General features: G+C 63.5%; 36 protein-coding genes. 3 read left to right on the forward strand and 33 right to left on the reverse strand.

Annotation, left to right across the window (positions count from 1 at the left end; translation table 11 throughout):
• Complete coding sequence (locus ACQPWU_RS52990) at positions 1 to 228, forward strand: hypothetical protein (protein WP_433434516.1); 228 nt, start codon at positions 1 to 3, stop codon at positions 226 to 228.
• A 15-nt stretch (positions 229 to 243) separates the two neighbouring features.
• The gene (locus tag ACQPWU_RS52995) at positions 244 to 951 is read left to right on the forward strand and encodes a peptidoglycan-binding protein (protein ID WP_433434517.1); all 708 of its coding nucleotides are present in this window, start codon (positions 244 to 246) and stop codon (positions 949 to 951) included.
• Between the two features lie 65 nt (positions 952 to 1,016).
• On the opposite strand, the gene ACQPWU_RS53000 is transcribed toward ACQPWU_RS52995, so the two are convergent.
• Positions 1,017 to 1,211 (reverse strand): hypothetical protein, encoded by a 195-nt coding sequence (locus ACQPWU_RS53000; RefSeq protein WP_433434519.1) that lies wholly within the window; start codon positions 1,209 to 1,211, stop codon positions 1,017 to 1,019.
• A gap of 433 nt (positions 1,212 to 1,644) precedes the next feature.
• Here ACQPWU_RS53000 and ACQPWU_RS53005 point away from each other — a divergent pair, with 433 nt between their 5' ends.
• Complete coding sequence (locus tag ACQPWU_RS53005; protein ID WP_433434521.1) at positions 1,645 to 1,872, forward strand: hypothetical protein; 228 nt, start codon at positions 1,645 to 1,647, stop codon at positions 1,870 to 1,872.
• A gap of 90 nt (positions 1,873 to 1,962) precedes the next feature.
• On the opposite strand, the gene ACQPWU_RS53010 is transcribed toward ACQPWU_RS53005, so the two are convergent.
• The 32 genes from ACQPWU_RS53010 to ACQPWU_RS53165 all read right to left on the reverse strand — a co-directional run bounded on the left by ACQPWU_RS53010 (position 1,963) and on the right by ACQPWU_RS53165 (position 19,780).
• Positions 1,963 to 2,778: a hypothetical protein gene (locus ACQPWU_RS53010; protein ID WP_433434523.1), complete on the reverse strand. Its 816-nt coding sequence runs from the start codon at positions 2,776 to 2,778 to the stop codon at positions 1,963 to 1,965.
• A gap of 161 nt (positions 2,779 to 2,939) precedes the next feature.
• Entirely contained in the window at positions 2,940 to 3,395 is a 456-nt protein-coding gene (locus ACQPWU_RS53015) for an NUDIX domain-containing protein (RefSeq protein ID WP_433434524.1), read from the reverse strand.
• A 133-nt stretch (positions 3,396 to 3,528) separates the two neighbouring features.
• Positions 3,529 to 4,161 (reverse strand): hypothetical protein, encoded by a 633-nt coding sequence (locus ACQPWU_RS53020; protein ID WP_433434526.1) that lies wholly within the window; start codon positions 4,159 to 4,161, stop codon positions 3,529 to 3,531.
• On the reverse strand, positions 4,158 to 4,559 hold the full coding sequence (locus ACQPWU_RS53025) for a hypothetical protein (protein ID WP_433434528.1): 402 nt from the start codon (positions 4,557 to 4,559) through the stop codon (positions 4,158 to 4,160). The genes ACQPWU_RS53020 and ACQPWU_RS53025 overlap by 4 nt, the downstream gene beginning before the upstream one ends.
• A gap of 62 nt (positions 4,560 to 4,621) precedes the next feature.
• The gene (locus ACQPWU_RS53030; protein WP_433434529.1) at positions 4,622 to 5,488 is read right to left on the reverse strand and encodes a helix-turn-helix domain-containing protein; all 867 of its coding nucleotides are present in this window, start codon (positions 5,486 to 5,488) and stop codon (positions 4,622 to 4,624) included.
• 45 nt (positions 5,489 to 5,533) lie between these two features.
• On the reverse strand, positions 5,534 to 6,061 hold the full coding sequence (locus tag ACQPWU_RS53035) for a DUF6879 family protein (RefSeq protein ID WP_433434531.1): 528 nt from the start codon (positions 6,059 to 6,061) through the stop codon (positions 5,534 to 5,536).
• Positions 6,018 to 6,335 (reverse strand): hypothetical protein, encoded by a 318-nt coding sequence (locus ACQPWU_RS53040; RefSeq protein WP_433434532.1) that lies wholly within the window; start codon positions 6,333 to 6,335, stop codon positions 6,018 to 6,020. Before ACQPWU_RS53040 ends, ACQPWU_RS53035 begins: the two co-directional genes overlap by 44 nt.
• A 1,135-nt stretch (positions 6,336 to 7,470) precedes the next feature.
• The gene (locus ACQPWU_RS53045) at positions 7,471 to 7,809 is read right to left on the reverse strand and encodes a hypothetical protein (RefSeq protein WP_433434534.1); all 339 of its coding nucleotides are present in this window, start codon (positions 7,807 to 7,809) and stop codon (positions 7,471 to 7,473) included.
• Between the two features lie 130 nt (positions 7,810 to 7,939).
• On the reverse strand, positions 7,940 to 8,329 hold the full coding sequence (locus tag ACQPWU_RS53050; RefSeq protein ID WP_433434536.1) for an Lsr2 family DNA-binding protein: 390 nt from the start codon (positions 8,327 to 8,329) through the stop codon (positions 7,940 to 7,942).
• Positions 8,330 to 8,410: 81 nt separating this feature from the next.
• Positions 8,411 to 9,088 carry a hypothetical protein gene (locus ACQPWU_RS53055; RefSeq protein WP_433434538.1) on the reverse strand — a complete coding sequence of 226 codons (678 nt, stop codon included), beginning with the start codon at positions 9,086 to 9,088 and terminating at the stop codon, positions 8,411 to 8,413.
• A gap of 172 nt (positions 9,089 to 9,260) precedes the next feature.
• Complete coding sequence (locus ACQPWU_RS53060; RefSeq protein ID WP_433434540.1) at positions 9,261 to 9,551, reverse strand: hypothetical protein; 291 nt, start codon at positions 9,549 to 9,551, stop codon at positions 9,261 to 9,263.
• 641 nt (positions 9,552 to 10,192) lie between these two features.
• The gene (locus tag ACQPWU_RS53065) at positions 10,193 to 10,453 is read right to left on the reverse strand and encodes a hypothetical protein (RefSeq protein ID WP_433434542.1); all 261 of its coding nucleotides are present in this window, start codon (positions 10,451 to 10,453) and stop codon (positions 10,193 to 10,195) included.
• Positions 10,454 to 10,580: 127 nt separating this feature from the next.
• Positions 10,581 to 10,955, reverse strand: coding sequence for a hypothetical protein (locus tag ACQPWU_RS53070; protein ID WP_433434543.1), 375 nt, complete (start codon positions 10,953 to 10,955; stop codon positions 10,581 to 10,583).
• Positions 10,952 to 11,233 (reverse strand): hypothetical protein, encoded by a 282-nt coding sequence (locus ACQPWU_RS53075; RefSeq protein WP_433434545.1) that lies wholly within the window; start codon positions 11,231 to 11,233, stop codon positions 10,952 to 10,954. Before ACQPWU_RS53075 ends, ACQPWU_RS53070 begins: the two co-directional genes overlap by 4 nt.
• Positions 11,234 to 11,274: 41 nt before the next feature.
• Positions 11,275 to 11,472 carry a hypothetical protein gene (locus ACQPWU_RS53080; protein ID WP_433434547.1) on the reverse strand — a complete coding sequence of 66 codons (198 nt, stop codon included), beginning with the start codon at positions 11,470 to 11,472 and terminating at the stop codon, positions 11,275 to 11,277.
• 218 nt (positions 11,473 to 11,690) lie between these two features.
• Entirely contained in the window at positions 11,691 to 11,831 is a 141-nt protein-coding gene (locus ACQPWU_RS53085; RefSeq protein WP_433434549.1) for a hypothetical protein, read from the reverse strand.
• Positions 11,831 to 12,028, reverse strand: coding sequence for a hypothetical protein (locus tag ACQPWU_RS53090; protein ID WP_433434551.1), 198 nt, complete (start codon positions 12,026 to 12,028; stop codon positions 11,831 to 11,833). Before ACQPWU_RS53090 ends, ACQPWU_RS53085 begins: the two co-directional genes overlap by 1 nt.
• Complete coding sequence (locus ACQPWU_RS53095) at positions 12,025 to 12,693, reverse strand: hypothetical protein (RefSeq protein WP_433434553.1); 669 nt, start codon at positions 12,691 to 12,693, stop codon at positions 12,025 to 12,027. The genes ACQPWU_RS53090 and ACQPWU_RS53095 overlap by 4 nt, the downstream gene beginning before the upstream one ends.
• Positions 12,694 to 12,696: 3 nt before the next feature.
• Complete coding sequence (locus ACQPWU_RS53100) at positions 12,697 to 13,500, reverse strand: metallophosphoesterase (protein WP_433445524.1); 804 nt, start codon at positions 13,498 to 13,500, stop codon at positions 12,697 to 12,699.
• Positions 13,457 to 13,690 carry a hypothetical protein gene (locus ACQPWU_RS53105; protein ID WP_433434555.1) on the reverse strand — a complete coding sequence of 78 codons (234 nt, stop codon included), beginning with the start codon at positions 13,688 to 13,690 and terminating at the stop codon, positions 13,457 to 13,459. The genes ACQPWU_RS53100 and ACQPWU_RS53105 overlap by 44 nt, the downstream gene beginning before the upstream one ends.
• A complete protein-coding gene (locus tag ACQPWU_RS53110) occupies positions 13,687 to 13,929 on the reverse strand; it encodes a hypothetical protein (protein ID WP_433434557.1) in 243 nt (80 codons plus the stop codon). The genes ACQPWU_RS53105 and ACQPWU_RS53110 overlap by 4 nt, the downstream gene beginning before the upstream one ends.
• Complete coding sequence (locus tag ACQPWU_RS53115) at positions 13,919 to 14,218, reverse strand: toprim domain-containing protein (protein WP_433434559.1); 300 nt, start codon at positions 14,216 to 14,218, stop codon at positions 13,919 to 13,921. The genes ACQPWU_RS53110 and ACQPWU_RS53115 overlap by 11 nt, the downstream gene beginning before the upstream one ends.
• Before the next feature lie 172 nt (positions 14,219 to 14,390).
• A complete protein-coding gene (locus ACQPWU_RS53120; RefSeq protein ID WP_433434560.1) occupies positions 14,391 to 14,819 on the reverse strand; it encodes a CHC2 zinc finger domain-containing protein in 429 nt (142 codons plus the stop codon).
• Positions 14,756 to 14,902 (reverse strand): hypothetical protein, encoded by a 147-nt coding sequence (locus ACQPWU_RS53125; protein ID WP_433445596.1) that lies wholly within the window; start codon positions 14,900 to 14,902, stop codon positions 14,756 to 14,758. Before ACQPWU_RS53125 ends, ACQPWU_RS53120 begins: the two co-directional genes overlap by 64 nt.
• Positions 14,889 to 15,254, reverse strand: coding sequence for a hypothetical protein (locus ACQPWU_RS53130; RefSeq protein WP_433434562.1), 366 nt, complete (start codon positions 15,252 to 15,254; stop codon positions 14,889 to 14,891). Before ACQPWU_RS53130 ends, ACQPWU_RS53125 begins: the two co-directional genes overlap by 14 nt.
• Positions 15,255 to 15,257: 3 nt before the next feature.
• Positions 15,258 to 15,491, reverse strand: a complete 234-nt coding sequence (locus tag ACQPWU_RS53135) for a hypothetical protein (protein ID WP_433434564.1) — start codon at positions 15,489 to 15,491, stop codon at positions 15,258 to 15,260.
• Positions 15,491 to 15,706: a hypothetical protein gene (locus tag ACQPWU_RS53140; RefSeq protein WP_433434566.1), complete on the reverse strand. Its 216-nt coding sequence runs from the start codon at positions 15,704 to 15,706 to the stop codon at positions 15,491 to 15,493. The genes ACQPWU_RS53135 and ACQPWU_RS53140 overlap by 1 nt, the downstream gene beginning before the upstream one ends.
• Positions 15,707 to 15,718: 12 nt before the next feature.
• Positions 15,719 to 16,453: a DnaB-like helicase C-terminal domain-containing protein gene (locus ACQPWU_RS53145; RefSeq protein WP_433434568.1), complete on the reverse strand. Its 735-nt coding sequence runs from the start codon at positions 16,451 to 16,453 to the stop codon at positions 15,719 to 15,721.
• A gap of 61 nt (positions 16,454 to 16,514) precedes the next feature.
• The gene (locus tag ACQPWU_RS53150) at positions 16,515 to 17,006 is read right to left on the reverse strand and encodes a hypothetical protein (RefSeq protein ID WP_433434570.1); all 492 of its coding nucleotides are present in this window, start codon (positions 17,004 to 17,006) and stop codon (positions 16,515 to 16,517) included.
• A 39-nt stretch (positions 17,007 to 17,045) separates the two neighbouring features.
• Positions 17,046 to 17,846, reverse strand: a complete 801-nt coding sequence (locus ACQPWU_RS53155) for a PD-(D/E)XK nuclease family protein (RefSeq protein ID WP_433434571.1) — start codon at positions 17,844 to 17,846, stop codon at positions 17,046 to 17,048.
• Positions 17,847 to 17,987: 141 nt separating this feature from the next.
• Entirely contained in the window at positions 17,988 to 18,332 is a 345-nt protein-coding gene (locus ACQPWU_RS53160; RefSeq protein WP_433434573.1) for a hypothetical protein, read from the reverse strand.
• Between the two features lie 122 nt (positions 18,333 to 18,454).
• Entirely contained in the window at positions 18,455 to 19,780 is a 1,326-nt protein-coding gene (locus ACQPWU_RS53165) for a hypothetical protein (RefSeq protein ID WP_433434575.1), read from the reverse strand.
• Between the last annotated feature and the right edge of the window lie 155 nt (positions 19,781 to 19,935).

The following is a 19,935-nucleotide window of genomic DNA, read 5'->3' on the forward strand; positions in this document are numbered from 1 at the left end:
TTGGCCGATGAGCCTAACGGCGTCGTGGTGTCCATGAAGGACATGTACGACGAATTGCGTGACCTGGTTTCAGAGGTGCGCACCCTAACGCAAGAGCTTAAGGAAAGCCGGAAGACGGACGACGACCATGAGCGGCGTATTCGCGCCTTGGAGCAGTGGCGCTATGCGCTACCGGCTTCGCTCGTGGTCGCGCTCGGTGCGGCCGTCAAGACGTTTTGGCCCGCCTAAGAGAAAGGCTGCTGTTTGGCCACGGCCAAGAGTGTTATCAAGGTCGCTCTCGCGGAAGTCGGCTACCGCGAGACCGGCAACAACCACCAGAAGTACGCCCCGGCCGTGCCTGGCCTTGAGTGGGCGCAGGATGACCCGTGGTGCCACACCTTCGTGTCGTGGTGCGCCATGATGGCCGACGCCGACGACATCATTCCGAAGACGGCTTCGTGCCTCTACGGTGTGGCGTGGTTCGACCGCCGCAACCGGCTTCACGACTCGCCGAAGGTCGGTGACATCGTCTACTACGGCCGCAACGGCGGCACTCACGTGGAGATCGTCACCGAGGTAGAAGCCAGCCGGTTCAAGACGGTAGGCGGCAACACGCGCGGAGACCTGGGCGACGGCTACGCCGAGGGGGACGCCGTGGCGGTTAAGTGGGTGTCCAAGAACGCGAGCAACGTCTACGCCTTCGGCCGTCCGGCCTACGACGTCTCCGGCAAGCCGGAGCCAGGCGACGGCCCTCGCTGGCCTGGCCGCGTGCTGAAGCTCACCAACCCGTACATGCGGGGAGCGGACGTGAAGGCGTGGCAGGCCCGCATGCGAGCCGAGCACTGGGGACTATCGGCTGACGGCATCTACGGGCCGCAGTCTCAGGCGGTATGCCGCGCTTTCCAGCGGCAGGAGGGCCTGGCCGTTGACGGCCAGGTGGGGCCGAGCACGTGGGCCGCCACCTTCAAGTAGGCCGCGGAGCCGTTTAAACGGGTTGGCCGGCGGATGACTACCCGGCCCTACGTCTCGACTGTTGGTCATGGCTTACGGCCAACGAGACCGGTCACTGCCAAGATCGTCACTCCGAGACCGGAGACGCCGAGGAAGGTTCCTCCGAACCACGCGAACGCGGCCACCAGACCCGCGCCGATGGCGTAGGCGGCTATCCCCGCGACGAAGCCCCCGATGACGCCGATGCACAGGGCCAGGGCAACCAGAACGCCGTCTCTCATGATCATTCTCCTAGGGGCGGGCTTGGGTTGCTCCCAAGCCACGGAAGAGTTCCACGACAGGATTCCGGCCGGACGGGGTTAACGTCGCGGCCGAACCTCATTCTGTGGATGAGCGGGTTGCCATCCACAGACAAGTACAGCCACGGCGTCAAGGCTCACGATTTCTCGGAGAAAGGGCGGAGAAATCTGGCGGGATTATTTCAAGGCGCGGCAATAATCACGTTCCTTGACAACGCCGCATAATGACGCCCCGGCCACCCCGGCTCAAGCTCCGTGCCCCAGCGGCAGGAGTTGCTTGCCTCGCTCCGTTGCGCCCCTGACGTAGGCGCCAGCCCCGTTTAAACGGTGCCGCCGGCCAGCTGCGCCCCAGCCGCGTCAGGCCTGACATTCCCCCAGCTCAACCCATCAGCTCAGAAAGAGAGAGTGTTTAAACGTGGTACACGTCGACCAGTCGGCCAACCAGGACAAGACTCGCGACGCGCTGACGCGCGGCTGGCGTACGTTCCTTCAGTCGGTCGCGGCCGTCGCCATCGTGGCGGCCGGTCAGGCTGTAGTGGACTCGGGTTCGACCGACCTGAAGCAGCTCGGCGTCGCGGGCGGCACGGCCGCGCTGGCGGCTGTGCTGTCGTGGCTCCACAACGTGGTAGCGCCGAAGAAGTAGCCTGCAAGCGGCTGTGATCGTTTCTGCGGGCATGAGGAAGCCCCCATGGTCTTCGGACCATGGGGGCCTTTTCGCGTTTCACTAGTGAACTCAGCCGCCGGGCTCAGGACCCTTATACGAGGCAGCCCTGAAGAGAGACCTGAAGGTGCCGGGTCCATGTCGCTCATCCAGCCAGGCCGTCAGGTGGTGGACGTGCCCGCTGATCATGGCCTGAACGATCGTCTTGTGGAGATCGGCTGCTTCATCCCGGCCGATCTCGGCGAGGAACGTGTCGTAGCGGAGATTCACTGAACGCGCGTAGGAAGCCATAGCCGACAGGTAGGCATTGCCGTGGGTGGACAGCTCGTCCAGGTGGCCGCCGTGGAGACGTCCGGTGACGTCCAGGAAGGCGAATCGGTCGATGCCGCTGGCTGGTTCGACGTACCCAAGGCTATCGGCGACCCAGCGTGTTAGGGCTGTGGCCTCGCGATCAGTCGCGCCCTCCATCACGATCCCTAGATTGCGGGTGGACTTGCTACCTGAGGGGTCGGGGGCCGAGTAGGTGTGTCCGTCAGCGTCGCGCAGGTTGAATCCGTAACGAGTGCGGACGACCTCGCCGTCCCGTAGCGAATACTGCCGGAAGGAGCCGTAGTGCAGGCAGTCATGGGCGTATGACCGGAAGAGATCCAGCGCGGACAACTCGGACGCTGAAGAGGGAGATACGGCCAAGGAGCCGTAGCGTGTGACGATGGCTCCCATCTGCTGATGCCGATATCCCTGGCGCGGGTGATGGAAACCGCCCAACGTGCCCGGCTCAGACGAACGCACCCCCACCCACACCCGATCTGTCGGCAGCAGGTGTGAGAGGCCGAGATCCTCGTATCGGGCGCTCAATCGCTGAGCGCCCTTGAAGAAGACCAGAGCCACGGAGTCGTCAGGTGTATCCAGCACCCACGACAGCAGGGACACCGACAGGTGCGGGTGCTCCTGGGTGAGGTTGGCTGCTGCCCGCTGATACGTGAGGCGTTCGGCCAGGATCGACCGCTCCTCTTGGCTGCCGCACAGCCGCTCGTTCGGGGCTAGATACGTTAACCGCGGGAGGAGAAGGCCAGGAGATCTCTGTGTGACTCCTGCATTCCCTCTGGTAGCTGATCCGGCGAAAACCATCTCGCCTCCAGGACCTCTACAGGATCAATTTTGAGGTTGCCGCCGATGAACACAGCCTCGTAGGCCACTTCCACCCGCAGCCGATAGCCGCTCGTCAGACGTACGAGTCGGCCAACCTGGACGGTTAGGCCGGTTTCCTCGTGGACCTCACGCACGATGGTGTCCTCGAAGGTCTCCGACCGGTTCGCGTAGCCGGTGGGGAACCCCCACTGACGTCCGTCTGGCCACAGTCGGTGCTTGAGGAGGAGCACGCGCCCGGCATCGTCCCGGATGACGCCGGTGACGCCGACCATGAACGTGGCGTGCTTCAGCCACAGCAGCCGCCACTGCACGCGGCCCCCTAGCGACTTCCACGCGCGAGCGATGAGCTTCTTCACAACGGCTCCTCCGGAGTGTCTTCTGTGCCACCCTCGGCACAGCGAGACCATAGGCCGAAGGGGCCTCGCATGTCTGGCCTTCGCGTAACCGCTGGATAGCATTGCCTGGATAGATCATCGCGGAACCTCCAGGTCAGGCCGCCCACGCCATTCCGTCCTCCTGGTGTGCCGGCTGCACGTCTTGTAGCCGCACCACCAGCTCCCGCGCGACGCAATGCGTGATCTCATAGTCGGTGAGTCGCACTAGCGCGTTGCGCTTGAATGGCACCACAGGCGGTAGGTAGGGCAAGAACACATCCCCGCGCACTGCGTACGGATAGTACGCCCCGACCGTGAAGACGGCCGCGTTGAGCCGCAGATGCGAGCACTGCGAGATCGCCTCGGGAATGCAGTCCCGGCAAGTTGGCGGGGCGTTGGTGAAGCCGTCGCCCGCCTCTTCTCCGCTTGAGGAAAGGAGCCACCAGATACGGCCCGTCTCGCGGTCCACTGCCGAACTGGCGCACACCTGGCACAGCCGCTTGTCCATGCATCGCCATTGGCGACGGGTGTTGACCGTCTTGAAGTCGGGCCGCCCCGTCATCTTCTGGCCTTGCCGCAGTCGCAGGACTCCCAGCGCGTAGTCGGACGGGCGGCGATCGACGTAGGCGAGCGTCTCGCCATCCTGCCGCTGCTTCCACTGCAAACGGTGCTGCTGGGCTTCTCCGGTCCAGCCGATCACGTACGGGTAGCGGAAACCGGTCTCGCTCACCTTCGTGACCAGGCTCATGACGCGTTCCCCCGCATGCCGGGGGCTCCCGCGTTCCTCGCTACTAGCAGGCCGACGCGGCGCGGCTTGCTCGCTGGCACGACTTCCAAGCTGCTGGACCAAGTGCCCCACAGTTCGACCATGTAGCTACCAGACAGGCGGCCGATGCTGATCGTGGCGACCTGCCCGCCACCGTCCGCGTAAATCTTGAGCTGTGGCGGATACCAAAGCGTCGCGGCGAACGGCTCCGGCTCGATCGCGCACTTAACCGCAAGCCGCTTGATCAACTGAGCGTGGACACCTGCAGCTTTCAGATGCTCAAGGACCTGATCTAGGGCGGCGTTCTGCGCCGCCGCCTGCGCCTCCGGTATCGGCTCGCCCAGTAGGTCAGCGGGGGATGCGGTGTGTGGGACCTCCATGATTTCGAAGGTAGAAGTGGCCGTTTTCCAGGGGCAACGATGTTGCCACTTGTTGCCCCCTTCTACCGCGCTGCCCTGGCGGCTGCGATCAGTCGGCGCGCGGAATGGCCGTAGACCGCGATGTTGGCAAGGGCCGCGAAGCGCTCCGCATAAAGGGCGATCTCCCACTTTTGGGTGAGCTTCAGATGCCCACTAACCAGCTCGACGCTGACCAGCTCGTCATCAAACATGGTGAAACCCTCGACGGGCGCGGCATGGGGCGAATGGGCTCTCGGCACACCCAAGGGGATGATCCCAAGGGACACGGATGGAAGGCTTGTGATCTGGTCCAGGTGCGCAAGCTGAGACTCGAGTATTTCCCAGTCGTACAGCTGATAGCGGAGAGCCGCCTCCTCGATAAGGAACGCGAACGTTCGCCCGGGTTGCCGGAGGATCGCTTGCCTCGCCATGCGCTCGGCAACGGCTGACGACACGTCGTCAGCTTGAACGTTGTGACGCTGCTGCACTGCGGTGAGAACCGCAGTCGCGTATGCCTCTGTCTGGAGTAGGCCGGGGATCATTCTCGGCTGGTAGGTCCGTGTTGCCGCGCTCCGGTCATAGATCGGGCGCACGTCTTTTTGGGCGGCGCGCAGACCGGCGCGGTTAATTCTGCGGGAGTCGGTCCACATTCCGGCGGCCTCGCGGCGGCTGGCAAGCAGCTCGTTCGTGCGCTCGGGCGGCACTCCGCATGCTCGACACCAGGCGATCAGGTCGTCTGCCGAGATTGGGCGCGCTCCGCTCTCAATCTTGGAAACCTTGGATCTCCCGTGCCATCCGGCGGCCTTGGCCAGTTCGTCACCGGTCAGCTTCGCTTCCTCACGGATCTCGCGAAGCTGACCGGCAAGCGCCTGTCTGGCTGCTAGGGCGCTAGACGAGGATGACGACGGCACGACACAAGTGTGCAGAGTCAGCGCGGCTGCTCGACATTTGGCTGCTCACACCCGGTACTCGTCGTGGGGTGTGGCGAGGTTCCATACCGCCTCGAATGCTCGGGCGCACAGTTCGACCACCCCAGGCTCCTCGCTGAACTGGTGGCCGATCACCTCGCCGCGACCGTCGTACACAGAGAACCTCACTACGCGATCATCGAACACCCAGAACGGGTTGCCCGGGATGGCCAGCGTCGACGCCAGGGGGCGGGGCAGCCAGCGAAGTTGCTCGCCAGCCGCGAGCTGGTACGCGGGCGCAACCGCGTGCATGTACCTCGTGTAGTCACTCACGGGCTCCGAGACGATACGGGCTCGTCTGACGACTACGCCCCTCGCAACGGCAGGCGCCACGACATCAACCCATGCCTGAGCTTGGTCCTGGTTGATGAAGTCGCGCCCGGCTTTGAACGCGGCATATCCCGGGTCGGAGGTCATGTGTTCGTCGTGGATCTCCAGGTGAACGGCTGACCTGGTGCAGTCTGCGAGCAGTTCAGCGAACGTCGGCTTTTTCGAGTCGGGTCCGAATATCTTCATCGGGGCGGGGATGCTGACCTTCGGCGAATCGCCGCTTGCCGCGCTCGTAGCTGCCACTGGCCGCCTCCATGATGATCTGCGCCATTGCGGCCGGAAGCCGCACTACCGACTCCGTGTCCTTGATCCGGCTGTCGCTGTTGATCCAGGCCAGGACGTCAGGGTCAGTGACGGTGTCGCCCTGGAAGTAGAAGTCGCCTGTCTCCTGGTCAACGAACACGGACGGACAGTCGTCGGTGGCGTTGTTCGGGTCTACGCCCACGAAATCTAGCCGCATGTGCTTCTCCCTACTGATGGAGTTGCCCGATGTTGCCCTGCCTCGGTGAGCCTGCGCCCCGTGGGACAGAAGCGTCAAGGGAAGATTTCCGTACCGCTCTCATGGCCGCGTTTAAACGCTGTCACCCTGGGCGACATCCGTATCACTTTTCCCGTCTTGCACAAAAGATCAGCGCGGGCTTAGTGTCCGCCCCATGCATCCGCAGCAGCCCCAAGGGCCTTACCAGCAGCACCCACAGCAGTACGGCCAGCCGCAGCCGTACCCGGCTCAGCAGTACGGCCAGCCATACCCGCCTCCGGGCTATGGGCAGCCGATGGTGCCGCAGCAGCAGCCGTTACAGGTCGCCATGACTGGCCGGGCAGTGACGAAGCCCGCGTGGACCTTAGGTGACTTCCTCTGGCTCATCTTCACGTGCGGGCTCGCCTTACCGTTCATCTGGCTCCGGCGTCGCAAGCGGACAACCGTCACGCGGTACCGCTGACTGTTTAAACGGGTTGGCCGGCGGGCCAAGGCCGGACATGCAGAGGCCCCCTCGCGTGAGGGGGCCTTCCTACGCTCCGGCATCACCCCCTTCGGGGGCGGCCGGGTCTATGGCCGGAGATTGATCCTCCGTGGTGTCGTCAGCCGCTTCAAGCTCTGGCTGCGACGTGTCGTCTCGCGTCCCCTGACTCCATCGGACTGAGATTCCTAACCACAGGATGCGCACTTCGCCTTCGGGATGGTTGCCTCGCCGCGCAACATGCAAAATTGCACATGCTCCCAGTACGGCGAGCACCGTGCCCAAACAGGCAAGCAACACACCTTTGGGGCCCAGATCCAAGAGCCAAGCTCCCAGATCCGCCCCCATGGGTAGTTACCTCAGGCCAGGGCATATGTCGCGCAAGTCGCCATTTGGCTCCCTAACTGCGTCGTTAGCTTCGGGTTTGGAAGCTGTCGTAGCCTCCGCGCTCCCCTTACGCGCTGCCCCACACCCACTAGGGCAAACGGCAGTTACTGGGGACCTGCAATCCGCCCATCGTCGCGGGTGACCCACACCCCGACCAGCTTCTCATATTCGCCCCCAAAATTTCCCGCTTTGCGTTGGACCGGCCCCAACAGGAAAGCCCCCGGCCGGAGCCGGGGGCTTCATCTCAAGCTAGTAGTCGCCATCCCACGATTCGCCCGCGTACAGCGGATCAAAGTCCGCCGGAGCAAGCTCCGGATAGCGCCGCCTCAGCCCTTGTTCCCGCTCACACGCCTCCACCTGGTGCTTGGCGCACTCGGCGATCTGGAGGCCGGTCCCGGCGTAGCTCTGCCGGTAGGTGACCGGGCCATCGCAGGTGGCTCCGCCGTCGTAGGACCGGATGCATTCTGGCTCCGGCTTAAGGTGGGCTGTGTAGAGCTTCGGTTCGCAGACGGGGCAGACCTTGCCCCGGAGGCTGGGCCAGTTCACAAGTTCCGTGTGCGGCTTGCAGCACTCGACGCACGCTTCCATGCTTTCCCCTTTTGAGTTTTCAACCGGCTTGACCGGTGCGTTCTTGCTGACGGTTAAACGCTACACGATCACTACCGTCTTGCACAAGTTGGATAGCAAAAAGCCCCCGAACATTCCGGGGGCTTAGGTGCTAGGACGCTGGTCGGCGGTCCGGGAAAGCGTCGTAGAACTTCTCCCAGACATCGGAAGCGACGCGCGCCTTAGCCGACACAGGGATGTTGTTAGCTTGCGCCCATGCGCGAACCTCTGTGGTCGTCGGGGCATCGGTTCCGGCGGCGGCGCTGGAACCGCCACGCGCGGCCCTAGAGCGACCACCACGGGACGGACGAGCCGTCTCGGTAGGGATGCGCTCGGCAACCGCCTCGAACGCCTCTAGGGCCTTCAGGATCGGCTTAGCGTCGCGCTCGCAAGCATAGGCTTGCTTTCCATTGATCTTGATCGTTTCTGTCGCTTCCGTCTTCTTTTCGCCGTCCTGGTAGCAGAAGTCACACCAGAGCTTTTCAACGAGTTCGCGAGGCATGCGGGGAAGTCCTTCCTGGGGCTTGACGGGATGGTACAGGTACTTAGGGAAGAGCGCCCCCTTAACGGGGGCGCTTCTCGGCTAGGCGGCCGGTTCAGCCTCCATTGGGTGACCCATCGGGCACATCGGAGCGCCGATCGCCAGCCACTTAGCGGTGACTCGGACCGTGTAGCCCTTCGCCACGCAATCAGCTTGGTTGCAGGCGGCCTTGAGGAGTCGAGCGGACTGCTTCTTAGGCCCGCTGGAAAGCGGCCCCTCTGACTGGGGCGGCATTGGCTGGCCGGAAGGGTCAACGAGCTTCCGGCGACGGTCCCGGCTGATAAGGACCTTGCCGTGCGGGTAGTCGCCCAGCGTTTCCGCGATGGTCATCAGCTCGGCCGCCAGCTCGATACTGGGCGTTGCCGTGGTCATCGGAGACATGAGCCCGAGCCGCGTAGCGCCTTCGGCGAAGGCTCCACGGTGGCCGCTCTGGCAGTCGTCGGCCGCGTGGATCAGCTCGTGCAGGAGAACCGCCAGGACCACGGCCGTGTCTCCCAGCTCCGGCGAGATGTAGACGTGGTTAACGCCGTCCTCGCTTCCAGCCTTGGAGATACACACGCCCCGGATCATGGCGTTCTCTCCGCCGTGCCCATCAGGGCCGAAGCCGACTGACAGGTGAAGCTTTTCGGGGAGCGGCATACCGATCCCCTCGAAGCGAGGGCGGAAGATAGCGGCGGCCTTGTGAAGCCATGCTTCGCGGGTCTTAGAGAGGTCGTTCATTGCTGTTCCCTTTCGGCTAGAAGGGGCTGGTTTTTGCTGACGGGATTAACCCTAGCGGATCACTACCGTCTTGCACAACTTCTAGCCAGAAGGTTTCTAGCGGAGATCCAGCTTTGCCCTGGATGGCGGGCACAGAAAAGCCCCCGGCCAGAGCCGAGGGCCTAAGGGTTAGCTAGTCCCAACTGTTGGTGTAGGCGGGACCAAAGGCAGCCCTACGGGCTTCCCAGTTGGCGATGTCGGCCGGTCGGGCATACCTCCACCCGCGCGTAAGATACTTCATGCCGAGATAGATGGACACTTCCACTGCGTCTCGCCCATGATCCCAGGACTCATAGGAGATGCGGCGAACTTCGCCGCTATCTGCGTAGCGGTCAACGCCGACCACCTTAACGGTGGCAGGGTCTTCCTGCTCGTCGCCCCAGCTAACGAAGTCGCCCACTTTGACGTCGTTCCATTTGAACATCGTTGCTCCCTGCCGAGTTGCGACCAGGCTTACCGCTGGCCCGGTTTGCTGACAGGACTAAGACTATCAAGTATTACCGTCTTGCACAAACACGGCCTAGGGGCTTAGCTGAGATAGATGCTAAGGGCTGTTAAGCGGGTTCCGCGGGCCAGAGGACGACGTCTGTCTCTGGGGGCATCATGAGCGGCCACATCAGCTCTTGGACCCACACGAGCACTGCCGGGCCTGCCACGGACGCCTCCTGTACGTGGCTCACTTCCCCTGTGAGGGCGTCGGCGGGCTCGCCCAGACGTAGAGGGCTGAGCCGGATCACGTCGCCCGTACGCAGCTCTAGGGGCTTCCTGGTCTCCACTCGCGCCTCCACGTCCACAGGGGCCGCGGGCGCCTGTTTAAACAGGCCCGCCGGCCACAGGGCCACCCTGCCTCAACCAGTGGAAACGCGCCACCGACCTACCCCAGAAAACAGAAAGCCCCCGGCCGGAGCCGAGGGCTTCCCCCATCGCGTGATGGTTTTGGTGTCAGCAAAAACCGGGCTCAATAGTGAGCCAACCCAGAAAGGGAACGCGATGGAAGTCTCAGCCTAGCAAGGGCTCGCGGCTGTCCGCGTCCCTCGCCAGGTGCTTGCGTCAGGCCGTTCGGCCCTAGTTGGGGCAGTTCTGCCCGTCGTGCTCGAAATGCTGCATCACACTGCCCGTGTCAAGGTCGGTGTCGTCCAGGTGGTGCGTGTCGGGAATCATGCCGTACACCTTGGCCAGTTCACTCGGCTTGGGGTGTCCGTCAAGGTGAACCCGGTACCCAGTGCAGCCGCATCCGTAATGGACCTTGAAGAGTCCGGCCGTGGCGGACTCGTAGATCGCTTCGGACTTCTCGGCTGCAAGCTCGTCAACGTTGACGGGGTTCAAGGGCGTGTCCTTTGCGCGGTGATCGTCGTTGTCGGGCCAAGTAGATACAGAAGGATCAAGCTAGTGTCTTGCTCCGACGTTTTGCGGCTCTGACCAGCGCCTTTACGCGAAGCTCGGTGGTGGTGATCTACGCATAGATGTCAACGTGGATGCCCGCCTGGTGGGCGAACCGGATCGTGCTCGCAGTGCCCTTGCTGTTGTCCTTGTGAAAGGCCAACACCTTGTCCCCACCGTCCGCGACCATGGCCTTGTTCCGTCGCGGGCCGCCTGCTGGCCCGATCGACCAGTCGGCGCGGTAGACGTGTTCGGCAACGTCCAGCCCGGCCCGCCGGGCTGCCGCAACCCACAGTCCGGCGTGGACGTCGGCCCCCGTGGGGCAGTCTCCGCGAGCGACGTCTAATCGCTCTCCGTGTCGCCACGCTTCCCAGTAGGCGGCTTGCAGCGCCAGCCACACGGTTCCAGGCTTGTCCCAGTCGCGGGAGCCCGTGACGATCACCCTCACCCCCCTCCGCCTCCGCCCTTGGAGAACCCAAAGCCGCCCCGAGTGATGTACTTGCCGGAACGGCTCGTGATGTTGACGTTTTGGGGCCTGACGGTGGTTCCCCCGCGCACGTGGCCATTACTGGCCGTGCCGCCGTAATACCAGAAGTAGGAGGCGTGCGATCCGCCGTCGCAGTAGTGATCGTCAACGATCTGGTACGCGCCGGTCCCGTCCGGCCCGGCTATGACACAGTCGGCCGTGACATCGTCGGCACAACCGGTGAGTACGAGCGCGGACACCGCTCCCACTGCCCCGAGCGCGATCCTTCGGCTGCCCTTCCTCAAATGCCCGCCTCGATGACTTCCAGCTTGTGCATCAGCTCGGGGAGCTGCGGCAGCCTTGCGGCGTTGACGCTCGTGGACGAGTAGCTAGGCCCGTTGTGGCGGGTGAACCGGAACACCAGCACGTGCGACCCGTCGTCGGTGCGCTCTAGCTGGACGTCCACCTCGTCGGCGACGACGCCGATGAAACCCCTCATGCTGCGTTTAAACGCCCTTCTGGTAGAGAGACGAAGCAGGTGGCGAGACATCCCGCCACCTGCTTACTACCGACTTGCACATTACAGACATGCAAGACGGTAGCGCAACGGTCATCCGAAAAGGTTCGGCTGGTGAATGCGAGATCCCAGCCGTGAAGTTTCCGCGGCTTCGTTTAAACAGCCCGGCCGGCACTTCCGGCCGGGGTGGTTGTCACAGGTCAAGCCGCCGAGATGATGATGATGGCCAGCTCGTACAGTGCCCGGACGCCGCCGATGACCAGCAGCCAGAAGATGCCGCTTGCGAGCGCCAGCGCCAGGCAGCCGAGCATGATTTCCTTCGGCTTCGGAGGCTCGTCCATCAGCCCCCCGTCACGAACTCGTGGGTGACGTCTTCCCAGACCGTGACGGCCCGGAAGACCCTGATGCGGTCGCGCTCCCATGTGCCCTTGCGGTAGGACACTGCCCTACGCGCCGAGTCACGCGAGTCGTACACGTTCCGGAAGTTCCACGACTCCGGGTAAACCCGGTACGTCTCGTCAGGCAGCTTGTACGTCAACGTCCTCCCTCTCTGTCGTCGTGCGTGGCCGCGTAGGCATGCGCGTTCGACATGGCCCGGCGGGCTCCAGGCCCGTTCTCGTGGACGCCTCGCGGCCGGTTGATCCGCTTGTTCAGCCGCTCTGTGAGCCGGTCTACGGCCCGCTGGTAGGTCTTGCGCTCTGCGGCCGTCAGCGGCTCCCATCCGGCCGCCTTGAGCGCTTCGCGCTGCTCCTTGGTCAGCCCGGCGGCTTCGTGCTTGCGGGCGATGATCGCCCGGTAGTTGGCGGGGAGCTGCGCGAGGCATTCCTTGAGGTCCCAGACCGATACGACGATGGAGCCGGTTTCGAGCACCACGGCGTACGAGTCCTTTGCCGGGGGCTTGGACCAGTCTTCTTCGCTGGTCTCGTACAGCACGGCCAGCAGCGACCGGACTTCGGCCGGTGTGTAGAGGTAGCGGGCGGTCCTAGTGGTGTAGTCGGCCCGTTCCCTCATGCAGTAGGCGTGAGCGTCGGCGCGGAACACTGCGAACAACGCGGCTTCGTCCATGGCGTTGTACCGGTCCGGCCGCTTGCACGCGCCGGTCAACACTTCCTGTGCGATGTCGTCTGCGTCGATCATCGGCCAGTCGCGGGCGACGAACTTCCCGACCCGCGATGCCGTGTCGATCACTTCAGCGGTCAGCACCGCTTAGTTCCAAACCTTTCCGTCAGCGATGAACGTTCCGTCTGGCTGCATGGGGTACAGCTCGGGCCTGACCCGGCGGCCGTCGATGTGCAGGACCGCAAAGCCCGCTTGCCAGTTGGCAGCTCCGCGCGGGAGGTAGGCCGGGGCCTTGCCTGGCCGGGTGTCCATGATGTGACCGACTTCCACGCCCCAGAGCGTCGATATGCGGCCCTGATAGCCCGTCGTGTCTGGGCACATCGCCAGCTTGTGGACGTGGCCCATGACGACGCTCTTGCCGATCGTCTTTGCCGCGTTGAGCGCCGTCCGGCCAGGGATGGCCGACAAGCTGAACCCCTTGTGCCCGTGCGTGGCAATCCAGCCGGGGGCGACGGGGTGGAATGCGTCCACCAGCTCGACGCCGTGACTGTTGAAGTCCAGCAAGACGTCAATGTCGAACGCCTTGCTCGCGGCCAGGGCTGGGCTGTACTTGGCTAGGTAGTCGGCCGGTCGGGTGTCGTGGTTCCCGGGGACGAACTCGATCGGCCCGTCATAGCCGCGCCGGAGATCCCCGAGCATCCGCTTGCCGATCTCGACGTCTCGGAAGACGTCTCCCCGGAACTCCTCGGCTGTGCCCTTGCTCCAGCGTGACGGCGTCGGGAAGTCCATCCAATCCCCGATGATCAGAACGCTGTCCGGCTTGGTTGCGTGGATGTAGCCGTGCAGCGCTTTGGCCTGGCGGGGGTTGTGGTACGGGATTTGAGCATCGGGGTAAATCAGGACTCGCTTAATCGCCAGCCTCCACGTCGATCCCGATCTGGAATAGCACAGCCATCACCAGCGCGTTGAACACGATGTTGTCGCCGTTCTGGTAGGCGCGCTTCGCGGCTTCCGTGATCGCCGTGTAATCGTCGGGCATGTCTTCCAGCGGCACCAGTTCCATGGCGTGGGCCACCATGGCGGATCTGACGAGCTGGATTAGCGTCTTTTGACCGCGCGGCAGGAATTCGTGCAGGATCATGCGGTGAACGCCTTCTTGAGCTTGCGCTGAAGCCTGATGAGCCGGATGCGGGTCATGACCGCGTATGCGATCTGGTCGTCACATTCTTCGATCGCGTAGCTGAGCAGTTCATTGATGGTCATCTGCTCAAAGAGTTGTTCGTCGCCCTGGTCGTACTGTTCTTTCCCCACGGTGAGGATGCGGTTCTGTACCGCCTTAACGGTGGTCTCTACGGCCTTCGCGAGTTCTTCACTCGTCATTGATTCCAACCTTTGCTAGTAGGGCGTCTGGGCCGTGCTCTTGAACGAATGAGTTGACGTCATGCCCTTCGGGCATGGGCACTATTCGGACGTTGTCTGAGTGCTTGGCGATGGTTTCGCCGAGCTTCTTTCCTTGGCCCTTGTCGTCGTTGTCCGCGAGTACGAAAACGTGGTCGTACTGGTGTAGGGCTAGCGCCCACTCTTTGCGCCAGGCGGACACGCCGGGGATCGCTATGGCTGGTAGACCGGCCTGCATGGCGGTGATGGCGTCGATCTCGCCTTCGCACACGCACATGATGGGGCTGTCCAGCTCTAGCGCTCTGGTGTTGAAAGGCCGGGGTGCATCCCCCGGCACGGACAGGTATTTAGCCCCATCGCCATCGCCTATTCGGCGAAAGCGGATTTGGAGCGTTATCCGATCGGGAGACAGGTATGGGATTGCTAGGCGGCCCGCGTAGGGCTCATGGCCCGGCATCGAATCTGCGACGTACCCGAGTTGAAAAGATCGAATGCTGTCCGGGGCTAGGCCCCGGCTCATCAAATACTCTTCTGCGGCGCTTCCGCGCATTGCGCGCTGATACCGCCGGGTGGCTGTCTCCAAGAATTCCAGTGAGGATTTCGAGGGCACTAGGGTAATCGCATGACTCCTTCCAGCGAATGAGGGCGATCGGGTCGCCCTTCGCTTCGCAGGCATGGCATTTAAACGCTCCGCGTTCTGTGGATACGCTCGCGGAGGCGGAGCGGTCGTCATGAAAAGGGCATCGCATCGGAGCCCACTTGTACCCTTCGGGTACGTATTCGGCTCCGTAGTGCGCGAGGACTTCGGCTATGCCTTGCGGCGGTGTTTCCCGCATCGCTTCACCTTTCGGCGTGCGCGGCGCTCTTGCCATTCGCCGAGCCAGGCCAGGGCGAAGATGAGGAGCACGAAGCCGATCGTCGCGCCGATTGCCTCTACCGGGTCATTGGCGCTCATCGTTCAACAGCTCGTTAAGAAGGTGGTCGCCCACGATAGGCAGGATGCGCCGCCACTCTTCCAGGGTCATCACGACGTACGCTTCGCTGACCGGCTTGCGGGGAGCCTTCACGACCACGACGCCGGCCGGAGCGTTTAAACGAGCCTTGATGGCTTTGAGCTGCTTGGCGTACTCGCTGAGCGTGATCTTGCGTTCGGCCTTGCACTCGTGAGGGATGGGCCAGGGGACCGAAAGGTCCCCGGCCCCGAAGTCACGTGAGCCGATCCTGTCCACGCCCGGAATGGCCTGGGCTAGGTAGTCGGCGACTTCCCGTTCCCAGCGAGTGCCTTTGGCCTTGCTGGGGCTCGACACTGGTTAGAGCTTCCGCATCAACCGGGTGACGGCGTGAGCCGGTACCCACGTCTCGCGTGGCTCCAGCTCCCGGTATCCGCAACTGGCGATCCAGGTGCCCTCTGCCATGCCGTGGTACGCCTGGCGGCGGTCGTCATAGACGAGACTGCCCTCCACGAAGTGGAGTCCGTCACCGTCCACGGTGGCGATGAACGTGATCTCTGGCAGCCTTCCTATCGGGACGTGGCAGCCGGTCATTAGGCGGCCTTCCTGTCCTCGGCGGCCTGATCCGTGTCGGGCTCAACCACCAGGCCCACGATGCGGGTGGCGAGGAGAACGAACTCCTCGCCGGTCTTGGCGTGGGTGAAGGTGACCACGATGTCGTCAATGGGAACGAACGTCCCCGGCTGAACCGCGACCCGGCCGATGTGCTCGATCAGGACAGCCTTAACGGGGAGGGAGGGGGAAAGCATGGGATATCTCCGTTAGTCAGTGATGGACATGCGAGAGAGGTCCGCGTTCAAGGTCACGCGGTACTGCTGGCCGACGTCGGGTCGGCCGGTGCGGTTCTTGGCGATGACGACGCCTAGCCGCCCCTCGGTGGGTCTGAAAAGGTTCAGGACCAGGGCCGGTTTTTTGCTGATCTTGCCCTTGAGTGCGCTGAGGGGCGGCGGCTCGGTGCCGTCGTCGTATTCCGCGGTGAGGTGATGCAGGGCGATGACAGCCGCGCCGGTAGCGCGGGCCAGGTCTGCCAGGTAGGCCATGATGGATTCGAGGGCGAGCGTTCCGCCCTCTTCGCTGTCGGGGGTGACGTCGGAGACGTTGTCCACCACGATCAGCTCCGGGTAAGCCCCGTAGACGGCCGCCCAGCACTTCACGTGAGCTTCGATGTCGTCCAGCGTGGGGGACGACTCGAAACACCATCTGAGCTTGCGTAGGGCGGCTAGCTTGCTGTCGAGGTAGCGGGTGTCTCCGCTCTCGACCAGTTCGGCGATCTCGTCGCGGGTCCGGCCGGTCATCATGGCGGCGGCCCGCTCGTACTGGATAGCTGCGTCGCTGTCTGCTGACAGGTACAGCGTCGGGACTCGTGATGCGGCTGCCAGGGTGAGGGCGAACACCGACTTGCCGACGCCCGGCCCAGCCGCGACCAACGCGAGTTGGCCGCGCCTGAACTGGACGCCTTCGGCTTCTAGCCGTTTAAACGGGCTAGGGATCGGCAAGCCCGTCTCCCCCGCCTTAACCCGCGCTCGGGCGAGCGTATACAGCGGGGCGCCCTTTCAGTTAGGCCGGACGGGTCCGGCACCGGTTGGGGTCGTTGCGGTCCAGCGGGCAGGCGTAGAACGCCTTGTACGGCTTGTTGTTGCGCCCGACGCCAGCGGGCACGTACTTCATCTCACCGTGGTCGCAGAACACGCCCTCGTCGTCGCCGGGAGGGTTGTCCGGCCAGTCCGGAGCGTCCTCATAGGCCGGGCTCGCCTGACGGCTCTGGGGCCGGTTCTGCGGGCGCTGGGGAGTCTGCCGGGGGGCAGCTCCACGTGCAGGAGTGCCGTTGCTCTGAGAGACGTACGTCGCGCCCAGCTCCGCCTTGAGTAGGAACGCGGAACGGACGGTGTGGGTCACGCTGGCGACGGCGTCGGCGAACTGGCCGTCAACCTCGTTCGCTTCGGCGATGAAGTCGGCCGCGCTGGGGGCGCGGAGGTGGTAGAGACCGACCTTGCGGCCCTGACCGTCCCAGATTTCGACGTCCAGGGCGTGCGGGTAGTCCTCTGCCAAGTGGCTCTCCTTACTAGTTGATCACTACCGTCTTGCATATTATGGGCGAAAAGAAAGCCGGTCCGTGCCCATGACAGAGCAGAACCGGCGTACTGGGCAGGTGTTGCAGTGCTCCCCAGGGTTGGGCAGGTATATGCCCGCGCGCTCGCTGGCGTCCATCTGTTTAAACCATCTGGTCACCATGCCGCGCGTGAAGGGGCGAAGGTTAACGGGGTCTAGCGCCTTGTTGTCCTTCGCCATGTAGTAGTCACCCCACTCGACCACATCGCCCGTGAGGTCGAACACGGCATGCCGGTAGACGGCTAGCTGTATGGGGCTGAGAGGTCGTTTGGAGCCGGTCTTGATGTCTCGCACCAGCAACCGGCCCCATGGGTCGATCATGATCAGGTCTATGTACCCGATCACGGTTAACCCGTCCAAGTCGAGTGTGAAGGGAACCTCTGATGCCGGTTCGCCCGGCATCAGTTCGAGCACTTGCAGCTTGGAGGCTAGGGCCTGCTCGATGTAGCCGGACACTTGGACTCTCCCCCGGTCTATTCGGTTGGCGAGGTCCGTTTCTGGTTTGATCCGGCCGGGGCATAGCCAGTTGTTAATGTCCGGCTCTGCCTCGAACATCTTGGCCGCTTCGCGGTCAAAAGCTTCCTCGAACCATGCTATTGCGGTTTCGGGGCTGTGCTCGCGGTGCGTGCGTTCCCATCGTTCGATCGCTTCGTGTACGGCTATACCTTGCGCGAACCAGGCTGCGGGGGTTTGTGGTGCCCCCGCGACCTTTGACAGCCGGTAGGACTCCCCGCACGTCGCGTAGCTGGTTAGCTGTGACACGGAACGATGCTTGGGCATTCGTTCCACCCTTCGTAAGAGGGTCTTCGCGCGTTTCCACTGTTGAGTTCTCAAGTCGTACCGAGCACGGGCCGGGTACTAATCCCCCTACCCTCGCATTAGCGGCTTGAGGGGGCGTTCCCCGGCCGTGCAGAGCACAGACTATCCGAGAACTACCGTCTTGCACAAATCGGATTCCAGACCGGCCCCGGCGGGAGTATCAGGGCAGGTCAGAGACTCGTCCCGGCCTCCAGCCGGACGCCAGAAGGCGAAGTAGGCGTACGTCCCGTCTTCCTCCTCCTCCGTGGCGGCGTTGATTAGGCGGCCGTCCAGGGGCATCAGGTTGGCGTTCGCCAGGAGGTAGCTCGGCTCTACCGGCAGCCTGTAGCGAATCTCGACCATGACCCCGTCCGGATAGGTGATGTCGGCCCGGCTCACGCCCCCGGCGTGCTGGCTGCGCGCGATGTCGAGGATCGCGAGCGGGTTCGCCGGTCCGTACAGCTTCAACGCTCCCCCTTGAAGGGCTTTCTTAAGAAACTTGCCCGAACGATCTAAGCGGAGTCACACAGCGTCAGGGAAGGCTGTAAGTGGCACTTTCTGTTGCACCCCTGCAATTGATCTTGATCGGATTAGCCGATGACATCGGCAATCCAGCTCAACAGGCCCGATTGTTCGGCGCTCTCGTCGCCTTCCGGCAGAGTGGCGGGCGACTCCGACACTGACGCTGTCGGCGTCGAGCCCGTCACGGACGGTGAAGGCTCTGGGCTACTGATGGGACTTGCCGGCGGATGCTCTGAAGCGTCGGGGGTCGGGCTCCCTGACGGCTCGATTGTGGGCTGTGGCGTGGCCGTGGGCGATGGTAGCGGGCTCTCAGGCGTAGGGGTAGAAGCAATGTCGGGCGGCGGCGCTGGGGCCGTTGTGGTGACCGCAGGCGTGGGCGTGCTGCTGGTGGTCGTCGCCATAGGCGACGGCTTCTGTGGCGTATGCGTGGGGCTCGCTGTCGTCACAGAAGGGCGGTGTGACTGCGACATCTTGGGCTGCGGAGAGGGCGTGATGCCTTCGGCGCTCTGCGGGGTCACTTCAGCCGTGGGCGTCGGGCTATCGGTCGGCTTATCTAGCCAAGACCGTGCAGGGTCATGCCCCGATGGTTCGCCACTGTGGGGTTGGTCTGGTGTCGTGGCAACCGTTTGGGCGACTGGCACGACTGGCTTACCGGCTGTGGCTTCATAGGCGACGACACCTGTAGCGCCGAAGACGAGTCCAGCGCTGACCCATCCTGCAACCACCTTCGTGGCGATTGGGGCAACGATAGGTGCTGCCGCGTGCGCCGTCCCTGCCGCGATGGGGATCACAGTTGCTAGGCCCGCTCCGGCAGGGGCGGCTACGGCTCCCCCTGTCGTCACGGCTCCGGCTGTAGCGCTGACCGTCGCACCGCCCGTTGCCCCGACCGAACCGGCTGCTGAAAGCTTTTGGATGAAGACGGCCGGGATCAGGGACAGGCCGATGACCTTAGCCGCCTTGAAGAGGGAGCGGACGCCGCTCATCATGCGACTGGTGCGCTTGGCTTGGTTGACTTGGATTGGCGACAGAAGGGGGTTGATGGCTTCCCGGCTCTTGCGCGCCTCAAGCTCAGTGAACAGTTCGTAAGCGTAGGAGTCTGGCGGGTCTCCGCGCGCGATGCGGGCTTGCACTTCAGCTAGGCGCTTCTCCGCCTTCGCGGTCAGGCGCGTGCTGGCGTACCGCTTGCCCGACTTGTTGATGAGCGACGCGATTTGGAGCGTGTCTAGCCCCTTCTCCTCCAATACGAGCGTGAAGTATCCCCTAACCTCATCGGCTTCCTCATAGCAGTAGTGCAGTAGCGCCATGTAGTTGCTTAGGCGTTTTACGACGTCTTCTTCGTCTTTGGCGCGGCTAAGGATCGTTTCCAGGATTCCACGGTGGCGCTCAAGGTCCATGCCGTAGGTGCCCCCTCCCGAGACATGCAGGAAGGGACATGGATAACCTAAACGGTGTTAGTTGGTCAAAACGTTATCGCCGTCTACATTCGGTCTACATGCCGCTAAAACGACGATAGCCAGGGATATCCCTGGCTATGCCTGTCCGTGCGCAG

Origin of the sequence: Nonomuraea sp. CA-141351, from assembly GCF_050944675.1 — a bacterium.
GTDB lineage: Bacteria > Actinomycetota > Actinomycetes > Streptosporangiales > Streptosporangiaceae > Nonomuraea.